Consider the following 17,323-nt stretch of genomic DNA (forward strand, 5'->3'; position numbering starts at 1 on the left):
GATCAGGCCTCCTTCTTCGCGGAAAGATCGGGCTTGGCGGGATTGTCGAGCCAGTCGACCTTGGTGAGCTTGCGCACGATGACGAATTCGTCGCGGTTCGATCCCACGGTGCCGTAATAGTTGAAGCCGTAGGATTGCTGCGCGTAGCCGCCGATCATGTGGGTCGGCTTCAGCGTGGTGCGGGTCACCGAGTTGTGGATGCCGCCGCGCAGCCCGGTCTGCTGGGAGCCCGGCGTGTTCACGATCTTTTCCTGCGCGTGATACATGAACAGCGTGCCGGTCTTGATGCGCTGGGACACCACCACCCGGGCGGTCAGCGCGCCGTTGACGTTGTAGGCCTCGACCCAGTCGTTATCCACCAGACCGGCGGTCTTCGCGTCATCCTCGGACATCCACACCACCGGGCCGCCCCGGTTGAGGGTGAGCATCAGCAGGTTGTCCGAATAGGTCGAATGGATGCCCCATTTCTGATGCGGGGTGATGAAGTTCAGCACCACGTGCTTTTCGTTGTCGCGCGCCGCGGTGTTCACGTCATGGGTGATGGTCTTCAGGTCCACCGGCGGGCGCCAGGTGCAGAAACCCTCGCCGAAGGCGCGCATCCACAGGTGGTCCTGATACAGCTGCTGGCGCCCCGACAGGGTGCGCCAGGGGATCAGTTCATGCACGTTGGTGTAGCCGGCGTTGTAGCAGACATCTTCGGATTCGATCCCCGACCATGTGGGCGAGGAGATGATCTTTCGCGGCTGCGCGGCGATGTCGCGAAAGCGGATCTTTTCGTCTTCCTTGGGCCTGGCCAGATGCGCATGTTCGCGCCCGGTGATCTTTGACAGCGCCTCCCAGGCCTTGACGGCGACTTCGCCGTTGGTCTCGGGCGCCAGCATCAGGATCACCTCGCAGGCGTCGATGGCGGTGTCGATCCTGGCCATGCCCTTCGTGGCCCCGTCCTCGGTCACCACGCCGTTGAGATCACGCAGGCGCCGGACCTCGGGCTTGGTGTCCCAGGCGATGCCCTTGCCGCCATTGCCGACCTTGTCCATCAGCGGCCCCAGCGCGGTGAAGCGTTTGTAGAGGTTGGGATAATCCCGCTCGACCGCGATGTAGTTCGGGGCGGTCTCGCCGGGGATCAGATCGCATTCGCCCTTCTTCCAGTCGCGCACCTGGTCCTGGGCGATCTCCGCCGGGGTGTCGTGCAGGATCGGCAGCGCGACCACGTCGGTCTCGACGCCCAGCGCCTCGGGCGCCACCTCGGAGAATTTCCTGGCGATGAACTTGAAGATCTCCCAGTCGGATTTGGACTCATAGGCCGGGTCCACCGCCGCCTGCAGCGGGTGGATGAAGGGGTGCATGTCCGAGGTGTTGAGATCGTCCTTTTCGTACCAGCTGGCCGTGGGCAGCACGATGTCGGAATAGACGGCCGTGGTGGACATGCGGAAATCGATGGTCACCAGCAGGTCGAGCTTGCCCTCGGGCGCCGCGTCATGCCATTTCGCCTCGATCGGCTTGGTGCGGCCCTCCGCGCCCAGATCCTTGCCCAGAACGCCGTGATCGGCGCCCAGCAGGTGCTTGAGGAAGTATTCATGCCCCTTGCCTGACGACCCCAGCAGGTTGGAGCGCCACACGAACAGGTTGCGCGGCCAGTTCTCCGGCGCGTCCGGGTCTTCGCAGGACATTTCCAGTTCGCCGGATTTCAGCTTTTCGGCGATGTAGGGGGCGATGTCCTTGCCCGCCGCCTTCGCCGCCTTCGCGACCTCCAGCGGGTTGGTCTTGAGCGCCGGGGCGGAGGGCAGCCAGCCCATGCGCTCGGCGCGGATGTTGTAGTCGATGAGGCTGGCGTCGGTCCAGTCGCCCTCGGGCGCGGTGGGGGACAGGATTTCCTTGGCCTCCAGCGTCTCGTAGCGCCACTGGTCGGTATGGGCGTACCAGGCGGAGGTGGCGTTCATGTGCCGCGGCGGGCGCGCCCAGTCGAGCGCGAAGGCCAGCGGCTGCCAGCCGGTCTGGGGGCGCAGCTTTTCCTGGCCCACGTAATGGGCCCAGCCGCCGCCCGACTTGCCGACGCAGCCGCACATCACCAGCATGTTGATGATGCCGCGGTAGTTCATGTCCATGTGGTACCAGTGATTCAGACCGGCCCCGAGGATGACCATCGACTTGCCTTCGGTCTTTTCGGCGTTGAGCGCGAATTCCCGCGCCACGGCGATGATCTTGTCGCGCGGCACGCCGGTGATCTTTTCGGCCCAGGCGGGAGTGAAGGGCAGGTCGTCGTCATAGTCGGCGGAGACGAATTCGCCGCCCAGCCCGCGATCCAGCCCGTAATTGGCGCAGAACAGGTCGAAGACGGTGGCGACGTAGGTCTCGCCCTCGGCCAGGCGCAGCTTTTTCACCGGCAGGTTGCGGGTGAGCACGTCGGGATGCCGGCATTTGGTGAAATGCTCGCTGGCCTCGCCGCCGAAATAGGGGAAATCGACCTCGGCCACCTCGTCATGGTCGTCTTCGAGGATCAGGGACAGGCGCAGTTCGGCGTCGCGTTCCCCGTCCTTGGCGGCGGCGCGTTCTTCAAGGTTCCACTTGCCGTGCTCGCCCCAGCGGAATCCGACCGCGCCGTGCGGCGCGACCATGTCGCCGGTGGCGGCGTCGATGCCGATCACCTTCCATTCCGGGTTGTTGTCCTGGCCCAGCTTGTCGTCGAAATCATCGGCGCGCAGCATCCGCCCCGGAACCAGGCGGCCGTCGCGCTGGTCCAGCTTGACCAGCATGGGCATGTCGGAATAGCGCCGGGCGTATTCCTCGAAATAGGGCGCCTGGCGGTCGAGGTGGAATTCGCGCAGGATCACGTGGCCCATGGCCATGGACAGCGCCGCGTCGGTGCCCTGCTTGGGGGCCAGCCAGATGTCGCCGAATTTCGCCGCCTCGGAATAGTCGGGGCAGATGACCGCCGACTTGGCGCCGCGATAGCGCGCCTCGGTGTAGAAATGCGCGTCCGGGGTGCGGGTCTGGGGCACGTTCGACCCCCAGAGCAGCAGGAAGCCGGCATTGTACCAGTCGGCGCTTTCGGGCACGTCGGTCTGTTCGCCCCAGGTCATGGGCGAGGCCGGCGGCAGGTCGCAATACCAGTCGTAGAAGCTCATGCAGGTGCCGCCCAGCAGCGACAGGTAGCGCGAGCCGGCGGCGTAGCTGACCATGGACATGGCCGGGATCGGGGAAAACCCGAACACCCGGTCGGGGCCGTAGGTCCTGGCGGTGTAGGCGTTGGCGGCGGCGATGATCTCGGTGACCTCCTCCCAGTCGCCGCGCACGAAGCCGCCCTTGCCGCGCAGCCTGGTGTATTCGGCGCGCAGGATCGGGTCTTCCTGAAGCTTGCGCCAGGCCTCGATCGGCGAATTGTCGGCGCGCATCCGGCGGTAGCTTTTCAGCAGGCGGGCGCGGATCAGCGGGGTTTTCACCCGGTTGGCGGAATAGAGATACCAGCTGTAGGAGGCGCCGCGCGCGCAGCCGCGGGGTTCGTGATTGGGCATGCCGGCGCGGGTGCGCGGATAATCGGTCTGCTGGGTTTCCCAGGTGACGATGCCCGATTTCACGTAGATCTTCCAGCTGCAGGACCCGGTGCAGTTCACGCCGTGGGTGGAGCGCACGATCTTGTCGTGGCGCCAGCGGTTGCGGTAGCTGTCTTCCCAGTCGCGGTTTTCGCTGGTGGTGTCGCCGTGGCCGTTGGCGAAGCTGCCGACGCTGCGGGGCTTGAGGAAATTCAACCGGTCAAGCAGGTGGCTCATGTCAGGTCTCCGTGCTGAAAGGACGCGCCGGCGGCGAAGGCCGGCGCGCAGGTTCAGGGGGCAGGATCAGGGGTTCTTCACGTATGCGCCGGGGCGCAGGTAGAACCACCAGTTGATGACGATGCACACGCCGTAGAAGATGGCGAAGCCATAGAGCGCGTATTCCGGGGTGCCGGCGCCCATCTGTTCGCCGAACACCTTGGGGATGATGAAGGCCCCGTAGGCGGCCACGGCCGAGGTCCAGCCCAGCACCGGCCCGGCCTGTTCCCGGTTGAACACCACCGCGATGGTGCGGAAGGTCGATCCGTTGCCGATGCCGGTGGCCGCGAACAGGATCAGGAACAGCCCCATGAAGGGGTAGAAGTAATCCTCGGGGGTGGCCGAGGCATAGGCCCGCTGCAGGAACCAGGCCACGCCCAGCGCCGAGACCACCATGATCACGGAGATGATCTGCGTCACCTTGGCGCCGCCCATCCTGTCGGCGAGCATGCCGCCCAGCGGGCGGATCAGGGCGCCGATGAAGGGGCCCATCCAGGCGAACATCAGCGCGCTGGGGCCGTTGGGGTTGGCCAGGTCATGGGTCAGCACGCCGTCGACCTCGACATGCTGGTAGCCGAACACCACCTTGATCGCCAGCGCGAAGGCCGCCGAATAGCCGATGAAGGACCCGAAGGTCATGGTGTAGATCACCGTCATCGCCCAGGTGTGCTTGTTGCCGAAGATCTTGTATTGCCGGGTCAGGTTCTTGCCCACCTGCCCGGGGATCATCTTCAGCAGGAACACGGTCAGCGCGATGACGATCGGCAGCACGATCCACTTGGACACGCCAAGCCCCGATCCGCTGACGCTTTCGGGCAGCAGCAGCCACAGCCCGAAGGCGGCGGCGGCAAAGCCGATCAGCAGCATGAAGGCGATGATGGCGAAGGCCCCCAGCGGCCCGGGGATGTCGGGGGACACGTGTTCGTCGCGGATGTTGTTCATGCCGAACCAGCCGGCGAAGGCCAGCGGCACGAGGAACAGCAGCCAGACGAAGGCGCCGTTGTGCAGGTAGGTCTCGGTGCCGGCGGGGATCTTGCCGATCAGGGTGCCCGAGGTGTTCTGCAGGATCATCGGTTCGCCGCCGAACAGCGCGAAGGTCATCACCAGCGGAATCAGGATCTGCATGGTGGTGACGCCGAAATTGCCGAGGCCGGCGTTCATGCCCAGCGCGTAGCCCTGCACCTTCTTGGGAAAGAAGAAGCTGATATTGGACATGGAGGAGGCGAAGTTGCCGCCGCCGATGCCCGACAGCAGCGCCAGCACCTGGAACTGCCAGAACGGCGTGTCAGGGTTTTGCAGCGCGATGCCGGCGCCCGCGGCGGGGATCATCAGCAGCGCCGTGGTGAAGAAGATGGTGTTGCGCCCGCCGGCGATGCGGATGAAGAAGGTCGAGGGAATGCGCAGGGTCGCGCCGGTGAGCCCGGCGATGGCGGCGAGGGTGAACAGCTCGGACTTGGCGAAGGGGAAGCCGAGGTTGAGCATCTGCACCGTGATGATGCCCCAGTAGAGCCAGACGGCGAAGCCGCAGAGCAGGCTGGGGATGGATATCCACAGGTTTCGCGTGGCGATGGCCTTGCCGGTGGAGTTCCAGAACTCCTCGTCCTCCGGCTTCCAGTTTCTGAGATCCTGTCCCAAGGTCTCTCTCCTCATGCTTCGTATGCGGGTTGCGGCGGGCTGTTTCGCAGCCCGCCGGAGATGCGTGCGCCTGCGGCGTCAGGGCATCGACTGGGGATGCGGCGCCTCGGGCAGGTCGGAAAGATGCGTGTCCCGCGACAGACCCGGATAGCGGCTGCGCTCCATGCGCCGGATGGCGACGTGCATCCAGATGGTGGAGACCGCGACCAGCACGAACATCAGCATGAACGGCGCGGTCCAGACCCCGGTGGCGTCGAGCAGAATGCCGAAGGACAGCGGCAGCACGAAGCCGCCCAGCCCGCCGATCATGCCCACGAGACCGCCGACCGAACCCACATGATGCGGGTAGTAGACCGGGATGTGCTTGTAGACCGCCGCCTTGCCCAGGCTCATCACGAAGCCCAGCGCCACGCTCAGCGCCACGAACAGGTAGACGTTGATGCCGAAGCTGAATTCGATCGGCGCGTTGATGCCTTTGATCACGTAGGTGGTTTCCGGGTAGCTCATCACGAACAGCACCGCGAGCGACACCAGGAAGGTGAAATACATCACGAAGCGCGCGCCCCACTTGTCCGACATCCAGCCGCCGAGCGCGCGAAACACCGAGCCGGGCAGGGAATACAGCCCCGCGAACACGCCCGCGGTGGTCAGTTCCAGCCCGTAGGCGCCCACGTAGTAGCGCGGCAGGAACGAGGCCAGCGCCACGAAGCCGCCGAACACGAAGAAGTAGTAGGTCGCAAAGCGCCAGACCTGGATGTCGCGCAGCGGTTCCAGATGCTGCGCGGCGGAGATCGGCTTGGATCCGGTGGCCTTCTGTTCGGCGATCACCGGGTCGGTCTTGGCGAAGACGTAGAAGGCGATCGCCATGATCGCCAGCACGACGGAATAGACCCGCGCGGTGTCCTCCCAGCCCAGCGCCACCACCAGGAAGGGGGCGGCGAAGTTGGTGACCGCGGCGCCGACATTGCCGGCCCCGAAGATGCCGAGCGCGGTGCCCTGCTTTTCGGTTTCGTACCAGCGCGACACATAGGCGATGCCGATGATGAAGGAGCCGCCCGCGAGCCCGAGCCCGAGGGCGGCGATCAGGAACACCGCATAGGTGTGCACCGAGGCCAGCAGCCAGACGGCGACGGCGGTGATCATCATCTGCAGCGGCAGCATGACCCGACCGCCGTACTGTTCGGTCCAGACCCCGAGAAAGATGCGGCTGATGGATCCGGTCAGCACCGGCGTGGCCACCAGCAGGCCGAACTGGGTTTCGCTCAGCCCAAGATCCTGCTTGATCTTGACGCCGATGATCGAGAAGATCGTCCACACTGCGAAGCAGACCGTGAACGCCAGGGTGCTGAGGCCAAGCGCGCGATGCTGGTCGCTTCGCGTCACCCCATCCAGATTGTGCATTTTGCCGCCCTCCGTATGCGCGCGACCGAGACGCCGCGCCCGTTGCCCGCCACACAAACCGGCTGTGGCGCCGGACAGCTTGATTTCGGTCAATTTTTGCCGGATACGGGGTTGAAATAATCGCGCGGCGCACAAAAGCCGGGCGGCGCAGGGCCGGGGATCAAGCGGTTCGCGCCAGCCGATCAATCGGACTCTTGACCAGGCGACGCGCACGGCTTGATTGAAATCAAGCCACCGGGGAGGGATCAGGAATGCCGTCAGAGCGATTTGCGGGGATTCGCGAGCTGCCGCTGCTGCGCAACATCTCCGATGCGTCGTTCGGGGCGCTGACCCGCGGCGCCTACATGCAGAATTTTCCGCCCCTCACCGAACTGATCAGCGAAGGCGATCCGCCGGATTTCCTGCATATCGTGCTGGGGGGCGCGGTGGAGCTGTTCTGCAACTGGTCGCGGCGCGAGACCGCCATGGCGACGGTGTGGCCGGTGTCGACCTTCATCCTCGCCGCCACAATGCGCGACGAACCCTATCTGATGTCGGCGCGCACCCTGGGCAAGGCGCGCATCGTGATGATCCCGTCCGAGGACGTGCGCGCGGTGTTCCGCGCCGACCCGGATTTCGCGCTGGCCATCGTCGAGGAGCTGGCGGCGCGCTACCGCTCGCTTGTCAGGCACACCAAGAACCTGAAGCTGCGCTCCTCGCTCGAACGCCTGGCCAATCACCTGCTGAGCTGCCATCTGCGCCACAACGGCGCGACCGAGTTCGATCTGAAATACGAAAAGCGCCGGCTGGCGTCATATCTGGGCATGACGCCGGAAAACCTGTCGCGGGCCTTCAACGCGTTGAAGCCCTACGGGGTGGAGGTGACAGGGCAGACCATCCGGCTGACCGCGCTTGACGACCTGACCGCCTTCGCCAAGCCCTCGGATCTGATCGACCGCTAGCGGGCCGGGGTCGGGCCGGGGGCGGGCGTCGGGCGCGGGGCCGGGCGCAATCGCCCGCGGGCGGCGCATCGGCGCGCCGCCGCCTTTTTCATGCCCGGCCCCAGCGGCGGCTCAGTTGCCGTCGTTGAGATTGCCCGGCGCGAAGACGCCGCCGAAGCTGGGGGTCGCCGGCTTGTCGTCGCCGCCTTCGTCTTCGGTCCTGCCGCCGTCGTCGAGATTGCCCGGATCGAACACGCCGCCGAAGGCGCCGGCCGCGCCGGGGGATTGCGGGGCCTTGCTGGGCGACGCGACGTCGGGGATCTTCACCTTGCTGTTGGCGGGGCCGAAGATGTCGGGGCCCTGGCGGGCCTTCTCCAGCTGCTTCTCGATGCGTCTGAGCTTCAGTTCCTGGATCCGGCGTTCGGTTTCCAGCTGCTTGATCTCGAACTTGCGCGCCTTGCAGACGCCGGGATCGTAGACCTGGGCGAAGATCACCGTGGAGAACACCGCGAACAGCAGCAGCGCCAGCACCACCGCCATGGGGTTGCCGCGAAACAGGTTGGGCATGCGAAAGCCGCCGCCGCCGGTCACCGCGGATTCCGGCGCGCCGTTGGCCAGCGCCAGCTGCACGCGGCGCTGGCGCACCTCGTTGGCCACCGCCGCCAGCACCGTGAGCACCACGATGATGAAGGCCAGCGCCGAGATCGAGGGGTTGATGCCGTAGCGCACCTTCTGGGCCAGTTCGATGGTCAGGGTGGGGTATTTGCCGAAGGTGAAGGTGGTGGTGTTGTAGTTTTCGAACGAGGCGAGGAACGCCAGCACCGCCGCCGAGCCGATCGCCGGCTTCAGGAAGGGCAGCAGCACCTTGCGGAACGCCTGCGCGTGGGTGGCGCCCAGATCCAGCGCCGCCTCGGTCAGGCCCGGGTCGAAGCGCTGCAGGCGGGCGACGAAGACCAGCATGCAGTAGGAGGCGATGAAGGTGGACTGGCCGATGACGGTGAGAAAGATGCCGTCATGCAGGATGCTGTCATTGCCGAGCCCCAGCATGACGTTGACCCGGTCCCAGAACACCAGCGTCGAGATGCCCAGCACCACGCCGGGCACCAGGATCGGCGCGATGATCATCGTGTAGTAGGTGGAGCGCAGCTTGGCCCGGATCTGGGAAAGCATCAGCGCCCCGGCCAGCCCCATGGCCACCGACAGCAGCACCGTGCCGATGCCGATGATGAAGCTGTTCTTGATGCCGTTCATGATCCGCGCGTCGTTGTAGAGCACGTTGAACCATTCGAAGGTCAGGCATTCCCACGGCGAGGCCTTGGGAAAGCTCGGCGAATTGAACGCGGTGATGCTCATCACCAGCAGCGGGCCGAGCAGGTAGCTGAAGAAGATCGCCAGATAGACCCAGAGCGCGACGCGCATGGTTACGGTGCCGCTCCTCATTTGCCTATGTCTCCCATGTTGACCTTGAAGAGACGCATCACGCTCAGGACGATGAGGATGCAGGACACCAGCAGCACGATGGCGTAGGCCGCGCCCTGGGGCCAGTTGCCGCCTGAATTGAACCACTGGTAGATGATCTGGGTGAACCACAGGCTGGACGGGCCGCCGAGGATCTGGGGCGCCGCCAGCGCCCCGGCCGACAGCATGAACACCATGGTGCAGCCCGACGATATGCCCGGCTTGGCGAAGGGGATGACCACGCGCCAGTGGATGCGCCACCACGGCGCGCCCATGTCGCGGGCCGCCTCGATCTGGTTGCGGTCAAGGCTTTCGATCACCGTGTACATGGGGAAGATCATCAGCAGGATGTAGGCGTAGCCGAGCCCGGCGTAGAGCGCGATGTTGTCCCGGATGAAATCCACCGGCGAACTGACCAGCCCGAAGCCGATGAGGAAATCGTTGATCACGCCGCTTTCGCCGAAGATGATGCGAAAGGCGAAGGCGCGCAGGATCTCGTTGATCCAGTAGGGGATGATCAGCAGCAGCACCAGCAGCCGCAGCCCGCCGCCGCCGCGCGACTGGCCGAGATAGTAGGCCAGCGGGTAGCACAGCGCGAGGTCGAAGATGGTGACGAACACCGCCGCCACCAGGGTGCGCACGAACACCGACAGATCGACCACGTTGTAGGTGGTGTCCGCGCCCTGCGCGCCGTAGATCAGGTGCCGGTAATTGGCCAGGGTGTAGACGTCGTTCGGCCCGCCCACCTCGGGCGGGGGCAGGTTGTTGCGGAACGAATAGTCCAGCATCGAGAGCTGCGGCAGCAGGATCAGGATCACCACCCAGAACACCACCGTGATCAGCAGATAGCTGCCCAGCACCGGCCCGTTGCGCCGGAAGAACCCTTTCAGGGGCCAGGATGCTTCAGCCTTGCTCGCCATCCGCCCGCCCCCCTATTCCGTCGCCAGGTCGCCGGCCGGCATGGCCACGGCGTTGCGCACGTCATAGTGCAGGGTGATGTCGGCGCCGCGCGCCGACCGGCGGGCCTGCCCGTGATTGGGCAGCGACATCTTGATTTCCTTGGCCCCGTCGCCTTCGAGGAACACGTTGTAGGCGTTGCCCTCGAATTCCTCGTTGACCACGGTGGCGGTGATGCAGTCGCCCTGGCCGGATTCGGTCTCGACGATGCTGAGCGCCTCGGGGCGCACGAACAGCATGGCGTCCTCGCCCGGGCGCATCTTGCCCAGCGCCGCGGTGGAGACCCGCGCGCGCAGCCGGCCGGAGCGGTTGGTGAGGATCGAGACCTCGTTGTCATGCACCGCCTCGACCTTGCCGCGAAACACGTTGTTCTCGCCCACGAAGGAGGCGACGAAGGGTGTGGAGGGGTCGTCGTAGACCTCCTTGCCGGCGCCGATCTGGTCGATGATCCCGGCGCGCATCACCGCGACGCTGTCGGACATGGTCAGGGCCTCGCCCTGGTCATGGGTGATGTAGATGAAGGTGATGCCTACGCGCTGCTGGATTTCGCGCAGTTCGGTGCGCATGTGCTGGCGCAGCTTGAGGTCGAGCGCCGAAAGCGGTTCGTCAAGCAGCAGCACGTCGGGTTCGGCGCAGAGCGCGCGGGCGATGGCGACGCGCTGCTTCTGGCCGCCGGACAGTTCCGAGGGCAGCTTGTCGCCCTGGTCGCCAAGCGCGATCATGTCGAGCAGTTCGTCGGCGCGCTTGCGGCGCTCGGCGCGGGAGGCGCCCCTGACCTCCATGGAAAAGGTGATGTTCTCCCAGACCTTCATCAGCGGAAACAGCGCCAGGTTCTGGAAGATCAGCGCCGTGGGGCGCAGGTTCGGGCCGATGCCGACCATGTTGCGCCCGCCGATCAGCACCTCGCCCTCGCTGGGTTCCAGAAACCCGGACACCGCGCGCAGGATGGTGGTCTTGCCGCAGCCCGACGGGCCGAGGAAGGAAAAGAACTCGCCGCCGTTGATGTTCACGTTCGCGTCCCTGACGGCGACGAAAGTGCCAAAACGTATCCAGAGGTCGTTCAGGTCGACTCCAACGCCAGCGCTCATCGAAAATCCCCTCGCAAATCCAGTTCGTCAAATGCGCCCTGCCGGCGCGTTTGGCGACGCCCGGGCCGCGCCGCGGCGTCCGGCGTCTGCGCGCCGTGACGATCCCGCGTTTGCGCGATGCCGATCCCCCGGGCCGCGACGGATCGCGGCCCGGGGGCGTGTCATGCGAACAGGCGCCCGGTCAGGTGCTCTTGAACTTGTTCACGTATTCGGTGCGGATGTCGGCGTACCAGGGCGCCTCGGCCGGCCAGGGGTTGAGATTGGCCAGCGAATTGCCCGGATAGGCCTCGGCGAAGTTCTTCTTGTACTGGTCGCCGGCGTAGCGGTCGGCGCCGAGCACGGGCGAATTGTAGCCGTGCTTGTCGATCGCCTTGCCGGCGTTCTTCGCTTCGTAGGCGAATTCGACGAAGGCGTAGATTTCGTCCATGTTCTTGGCGCCGATGGGCATCGCCAGCCCGTCGACCCAGGCCATGGCGCCTTCGACCGGGGCCTGGTAGGTGACCGGCTCGCCCGCGCTTTTCAGGGCCAGCGGCGGGCCGTCCCATGCCTGACCGACGATCACGCCTTCGTTCAGCAGGCCGTTCTTCTGGCTGTCCGCATCGTTCCACAGCAGCTTGATGTTGTTCTTGCGGGCGATGCACCATTCGGTGACCTGGGTCCAGACCCGGCGCATGTCCTCCTGGGATTCATAGGCTTTCCAGATCGAGCCCGGCGCCATCTGGCCCGAGGCCTCCATGTACAGCCCGGCGCCCAGCATCATCGAATGCGGGCGGCCCATGGTCTTGCCGGCGTTGGCGTCCGACCACACGTCGCCGTAGCTGGGCGCGTCGCCCTCGGGGGCCCACAGATCGACCCGCCAGGCGATGCCCTCGGTGCCCCAGATATGGGGCAGCCAGTGCGACCCCTTGCCCTCGAAGTTCCAGGCCACCTCGCCGATCTTGGACATGGCCGGGTTGACCCGTTCGATCGGCACGCGGGACATGTCGAAGGGCTGCAGCAGTTCGAGCGGCCCCCATTGCAGCGAGCGGTTGTTGGTGGGCGACACGATATCGAAGCCCTGGCCCTTGGAGGCCTTCATCTTGTTGATGATCTCCTCGTTCGAGCCAATGCCGGTGTAGTTGATCTTGATGCCGGTGGCGGCCTTGAAATCGGCGATGAAATCGTCGGGCAGATAGTCGGACCACATCAGGATGTTGACTTCGCCCGAAGAGGCGAGGGCGCTTTTCACGAAGGCGGGCGCCGCCAGCGTGAAGGCGCCGGTCGCGGCGCCGGTTTTGAGCAGCGACCGGCGGTTGACGCCGACGATGCTGTTTCGGGCCGCGATACTGGTCTTGGTGGTCATCTTTTGACTCCTCCCTGGGATGCAGTCAGCAAGTTTCGGCACTCCGATCGCCGCCGGTTGCGGCGGCAGGCGCACAACCCTGCGATCTCGCGAACAACGCGGTCCGCGCATGTCGTCCGGCGACATTGGCTGCCGGATGCCCATCGACGCTAACGCCGGGTCAATCGATTCTCCAGAGCTTTGAATGTGCGCAGAACAATAAATGTTCGTCAGGGCGCGTTTCTCGCGCAAAATCTGCGTTTCAGACGATCGGCGGGGGCGCCGAGGGGACTCGGGCGCCAGACCGGGGCCAGACCGGGGCCAGACCGGGGCCGGGCCGGGGCCAGACCGGGGCCAGACCGGGGTCAGGCCGGGGTCAGGCCGCACCAACTGGCGACGAACAGCGCCAGGCTGCGGGTGGTTTCGCGGATCGATTGCAGGGACACCCGTTCGTCGAATCCATGGATGTTCTCGGATCGCGGCCCGTAGACCAGGCAGGGGCAGTCGTCATAGAGCATGAACACCCGTCCATCGAGATAGGCGGGCATCAATTCGGCCTCCAGATCCCCGCCGACGGCGGCGCGATGCGCGGCCGCGAGGGTCGCCTCGGCCTCCGTGCCCTCGCCCAGCACGTAGCCGCGGGCGAAAAAGCCGTTGTATTCGATGCGCGCCGGGCTGTTGGACAGGAACGGGTCGGCATGGCAGGCGCGCGACACCGCCGATTCGACGCGGCGCGCCACCTCGGCCGGGTCCTGATCGGGATAGACGCCGATTCGAAAATCCATGTCGCACCAGGCCGGCACGCTCGACGCCCAGTCGCCGCCGGCGATCTTGCCGACATTCAGGTTGATGGGGTGGTCATAGGCGTCGAAGGGCGGGTGGTCGCCCTGTTCGGCGTTCAGCTCGGCTTCCAGCGCGCGCAGGGCGGCGACGATCGGGAAGGCGGCCTCGATGGCGTTGGCCCCGGTCCCCGCCATGCTGACATGCACCGGGCGCCCGCGCAGGCGCACCCGGAACCAGATCACCCCGAGATTGCCGCGCACCAGGGTTTCGTTGGTGGGTTCGGTGATGATCGCCGCGTCGGCGCGGTAGCCGCGCAGCAGGCAGGCGAGCGCGCCGTTGCCGGTGCATTCCTCTTCGGTCACCGATTGCAGATAGACCGTCGCCGCCGGCTGCCAGCCGATGGATTTCAGCGCGTCGAGGCAGAACAGGTTGGCCGCCAGCCCGGCCTTCATGTCGCCGGCGCCGCGCCCATACAGCCAGTCGCCCTCCAGATGCGGATCCCAGGGCGAGCGCGCCCACATGTCGCGCGGCCCCGCCGGCACCACGTCCACATGGCCGTTGAGGATCAGCGAACGCCCCAGCGTCTGCGCGGGGCTGTGGGTGGCGACCACGTTGACGGCGTTGTCGCAATCCACGCTCACCGGCGAAAACCCGGGATGGTCGCGGATGTCCTCGACGTCGATGGTCCAGCGATCGACGCCGTAGCCGCGCGCCTGATAGGCGGCGCGCATGGCTTCCTGCGCCGTGGCTTCGCGCCCGCGCAGCGAGGGGTGGCGCACCAGATCCTGCGTGAAGGCGATCTGGGCGTCGAACCCGGCGTCGACGGCGGCGATGATCCTTTGCCTGAGGTCGGGGGCGAGGGGGCCGGGGGCGACGGGGTCGGTCATGAGGCGGGGCTTTCATGGGCGGGGTTTTCGGGGTCGAAGGCGGGGCCGAGCGGGCCGAGCCGCACCCCCGGGCGCAGCCGGCGATAGGGGATGCGCTCGAGCGCGCAGGGATTGGCCCCGGGGGCCTCGGCGAAGATCACCTTTTCGGCGATGGGCTGATAGTCGGCGAGGAAATGCACCGCGCTTTTGACCGCGACGATCTTCTGATCGCCCGGTTCGACGCCCATGACGCGGAACATTTCCTGATCGGCGTTTTGCGCGCGGGCCGAGCCGATGACGATGCGCAGGTCGGCGCCGTTGTCGCCGCGCAGCCGCAGGCAGGCCATGGGGCCGAGCCGCGCATGCCCGCCGCCGAACATCGGGCCGGTGAAGGTGAAATCGCCGTCCGAGAGGCGTTCGACTTCCGCCCTGATCCGTATCGGCGGGCCGCCGATCTCGGGGTGGCTGCCGCCGATCTGGAAATCCGCCGCGGCGCCAAGCCCGGCCGCGTGCGCCTGCGCGGCGCTGCCCGGGTCCCAGATCATGCCGATGCAGGCCCCGGCCGCGCCTTCGTCGATCAGCGCCGCGAGCAGCCCGGTGGAATCGCCGATCGCCCCGGCGCCGGGATTGTCCTGCGGATCGCAGATCACCACCGGGCGCGCGGCGGTCGCGCTGATCCGCATGGCCGCGCGCACCGCCTCGCGGGCCGGGATCAGCGGGTTGGCGAAGGCGCCCTCGGCGGCGTTCACCGCCATCAGCATGGCGTCGGCGGCGCGGTTCACCGCCTTGGCGTCGGTCCCGTAGGCGAAGATCGAGGGGCCGCAATGGCGGATGTCGGCGGGGGGGAAGCCGAAGGCGAAATCCACCGAGCTGACCCCCCCGCGCGCCAGTTCGGGCAGATGCGCATAAAGCCGCGCCCCGGGTTCGCGCATGGTGGATTGCCCGGTGATCGGCGGGATGTAGTTGACCTGGCGATAGGCCCCGGCAAGCGGCTTGCCCCGCGCCAGTTCGGCGCGCAGCAGCGTCGCCGCGCGCGCGCCGGTGGCGGCCATGTCCACATGGGGATAGGTGCGGTAGACGGCGACCGAGGAGGCGCGCCGGAAAAAATCCGGCGACATGTTGCCGTGGAGGTCGAGGCTGACGGCGATGGGCAGGTCGGGGCCGGTGACCTCGCGCACCCGGCGCAGCAATTCGGCCTCGCCGTCCTCGTGATCCTCGGTGACCATGGCGCCGTGCAGGTCGAGATAGACCCCGTCGATGTCCCCCGCCGCGCGGATGCCGTCGCAGATGGTCCCGGCGATGCGATCGAAGCAGGATTGCAGCACCGTGCCGCTGGGTTCCGCAAAGCACCACAGGATCGGGATCAGGTCGAAATCATCCGCCGCGCCGATGAAGCCGCCCATGGGCAGGTTGAGCCCGGAAAGGGTTTCGATCACCGCCGCGCCCTCGACCAGTTCGGGGAAGGCGGCGCCGCGGGCGAAATCCGCGTAATCGGTGGGCAGGGGCGCGAAGGTGTTGGTTTCGTGCATGAAACCGGCGATGGCGATTCTGGGTTTTGGCATTTTCCGGCCTCGAGGGCTTGGCGGCGTCAGGGGAAGGCGATGGCGTCGGCGGGGTCCAGGGGAAACATCGGCCGGCGCAGGTTGCGATAGGCCAGCGCGGCGTTGTCCGAGGTGGTCACGCCTTCGCCGTCAAGCGTGAAATGCGCCGTGAGGTCCGGTTGCAGCGGCTGGAACCCGGCGCGGTAATGGATGCGCGATTTCAGCAGGATGTAGGCGCATGCCGCCGGGTCGACGCCGTTGTTGGCGAAGATCCCCGCATCCCAGGGTTCGTGATGCGCCGAGGTGACGACGATCTTCATGCCGCCGGTCTCGAACAGCGCGGTGGGGCCGGTGTTGACTTCGAGCCCGGTATACATGGGCCCGCGCACGATCCAGCGGCCGTCCGCGAGGTGGCGCACCGTGCCGCTCAGCCGCAGCGGGCGGCCCTTGAGGCCGAGAGCGGGCATGTCGGTCTTGCCGCCGAGATCGAGCGTGATCCGCGCCCCGACCCCCGCCGCCCGCATCCGCGCGACGGCCCCGGGATCGCAGATCGCGGCCATGGCGACGCGCTCGAGACCGGCGGCCAGCACCGCCTCGATCACCCCCATCACATCCGCCGTGCCGCCGGAGCCCACGTTGTCGGCGTGATCGAGCAGGATCGCCGGGGCGGCGGGGCTGGCCTTGGCGGCGGCGATGGCCGCGTCGATGGGGCGGTGGCGATAGACGAAATCCTCGCGGCTGTCCCAGGCCTGCGCCAGCAGCCGGTCGCGCGCCGCCTCGGCCGCCGCCATGTCGCCGTCGGCGACCGTGATCGCCGACAGCCCGGCATGGGGCGCGTCGACCTGCGGAAAGCCGCCGAGCACGGTGGCCGCCAGCAGGCCGTCGGCCTCCGCGCGCCGCGTCGCGTCCTGCAGCGCCTTCATGGGGTTTTCAGCCGTGCCCATGCGCAGGGTCTGGGCGAGGATCGGCGCCGCGCCCCAGGCCATGACCGGATCGGCCCGGCCCTCGATCTTGTCCCAGAGCACCTCGCCGATGCGCCGCCCGACCGCGTGCATGTCCACATGGGGATAGGTCTTGTAGCCGATGATCGCGTCGGCGTTCTCGACCATCGTCGCGGTGCAGTTCGTGTGCATGTCGAGCGTCACCGCGATCGGCAGGTCGGGGGCGATGGCGCGGATGCGCTTCAGCAATTCGCCCTCGCCGTCGGCGACGTGCTCGGCGGTCATCGCCCCGTGCAGGTCGAGAAACGCCGCGTCGACATTGCCGGCGCGAATCGGCGCCAGCAGCCAGTCGCAGAGCTGTTCGTAGGTCGCCTCGTCGACCAGCCCGCTGGGCATCGCCTCGGCGATCAGCGGGCAGACGATGTCGGCGCCGTGGCTCTCGGCCAGTTCCATATAGGCCGAGACCGGCATCGCCGCGCCGCGATAGGCGGCGCGCGCCGCGTCGTCGCGATAAAGCCCCCATGCGGCGAAGCGCGCCATGTCGGTGGGCACCGGGGAAAAGGAATTGGTCTCGTGCTTCATCATCGCCGCGAGAATGCGCATGGT

At 66.8% G+C, this 17,323-nt stretch carries 11 protein-coding genes; 1 reads left to right on the top strand and 10 read right to left on the bottom strand.

Annotated elements, in window-relative coordinates; genetic code table 11:
* Positions 1–2: 2 nt before the first annotated feature.
* The 3 genes from AC1HC7_RS15580 to AC1HC7_RS15590 all read right to left on the bottom strand — a co-directional run bounded on the left by AC1HC7_RS15580 (position 3) and on the right by AC1HC7_RS15590 (position 6,842).
* Complete coding sequence (locus tag AC1HC7_RS15580) at positions 3–3,767, bottom strand: nitrate reductase subunit alpha (RefSeq protein ID WP_479498034.1); 3,765 nt, start codon at positions 3,765–3,767, stop codon at positions 3–5.
* Positions 3,768–3,833: 66 nt separating this feature from the next.
* Positions 3,834–5,441: an MFS transporter gene (locus tag AC1HC7_RS15585; RefSeq protein ID WP_479498033.1), complete on the bottom strand. Its 1,608-nt coding sequence runs from the start codon at positions 5,439–5,441 to the stop codon at positions 3,834–3,836.
* A gap of 78 nt (positions 5,442–5,519) precedes the next feature.
* A complete protein-coding gene (locus AC1HC7_RS15590) occupies positions 5,520–6,842 on the bottom strand; it encodes an MFS transporter (RefSeq protein WP_479498032.1) in 1,323 nt (440 codons plus the stop codon).
* 251 nt (positions 6,843–7,093) lie between these two features.
* Here AC1HC7_RS15590 and AC1HC7_RS15595 point away from each other — a divergent pair, with 251 nt between their 5' ends.
* Positions 7,094–7,783 carry a cyclic nucleotide-binding domain-containing protein gene (locus tag AC1HC7_RS15595; RefSeq protein ID WP_479498031.1) on the top strand — a complete coding sequence of 230 codons (690 nt, stop codon included), beginning with the start codon at positions 7,094–7,096 and terminating at the stop codon, positions 7,781–7,783.
* Between the two features lie 111 nt (positions 7,784–7,894).
* Here the strand turns inward: AC1HC7_RS15595 and AC1HC7_RS15600 are convergent, their stop codons facing one another.
* The 7 genes from AC1HC7_RS15600 to AC1HC7_RS15630 all read right to left on the bottom strand — a co-directional run bounded on the left by AC1HC7_RS15600 (position 7,895) and on the right by AC1HC7_RS15630 (position 17,320).
* The gene (locus tag AC1HC7_RS15600; protein ID WP_479498030.1) at positions 7,895–9,202 is read right to left on the bottom strand and encodes an ABC transporter permease; all 1,308 of its coding nucleotides are present in this window, start codon (positions 9,200–9,202) and stop codon (positions 7,895–7,897) included.
* Positions 9,199–10,140: an ABC transporter permease gene (locus AC1HC7_RS15605; RefSeq protein ID WP_479498029.1), complete on the bottom strand. Its 942-nt coding sequence runs from the start codon at positions 10,138–10,140 to the stop codon at positions 9,199–9,201. The genes AC1HC7_RS15600 and AC1HC7_RS15605 overlap by 4 nt, the downstream gene beginning before the upstream one ends.
* A 12-nt stretch (positions 10,141–10,152) precedes the next feature.
* On the bottom strand, positions 10,153–11,265 hold the full coding sequence (locus tag AC1HC7_RS15610; RefSeq protein ID WP_479498028.1) for an ABC transporter ATP-binding protein: 1,113 nt from the start codon (positions 11,263–11,265) through the stop codon (positions 10,153–10,155).
* A gap of 181 nt (positions 11,266–11,446) precedes the next feature.
* Positions 11,447–12,607 (bottom strand): extracellular solute-binding protein, encoded by a 1,161-nt coding sequence (locus AC1HC7_RS15615; protein ID WP_479498027.1) that lies wholly within the window; start codon positions 12,605–12,607, stop codon positions 11,447–11,449.
* Positions 12,608–12,951: 344 nt separating this feature from the next.
* Positions 12,952–14,256 (bottom strand): ArgE/DapE family deacylase, encoded by a 1,305-nt coding sequence (locus tag AC1HC7_RS15620; RefSeq protein WP_479499196.1) that lies wholly within the window; start codon positions 14,254–14,256, stop codon positions 12,952–12,954.
* Positions 14,253–15,797 (bottom strand): M81 family metallopeptidase, encoded by a 1,545-nt coding sequence (locus AC1HC7_RS15625; RefSeq protein ID WP_479498025.1) that lies wholly within the window; start codon positions 15,795–15,797, stop codon positions 14,253–14,255. Before AC1HC7_RS15625 ends, AC1HC7_RS15620 begins: the two co-directional genes overlap by 4 nt.
* Before the next feature lie 26 nt (positions 15,798–15,823).
* On the bottom strand, positions 15,824–17,320 hold the full coding sequence (locus tag AC1HC7_RS15630) for a M81 family metallopeptidase (protein ID WP_479498024.1): 1,497 nt from the start codon (positions 17,318–17,320) through the stop codon (positions 15,824–15,826).
* Positions 17,321–17,323 lie beyond the last annotated feature (3 nt).

This window comes from Oceanicella sp. (assembly GCF_056449545.1).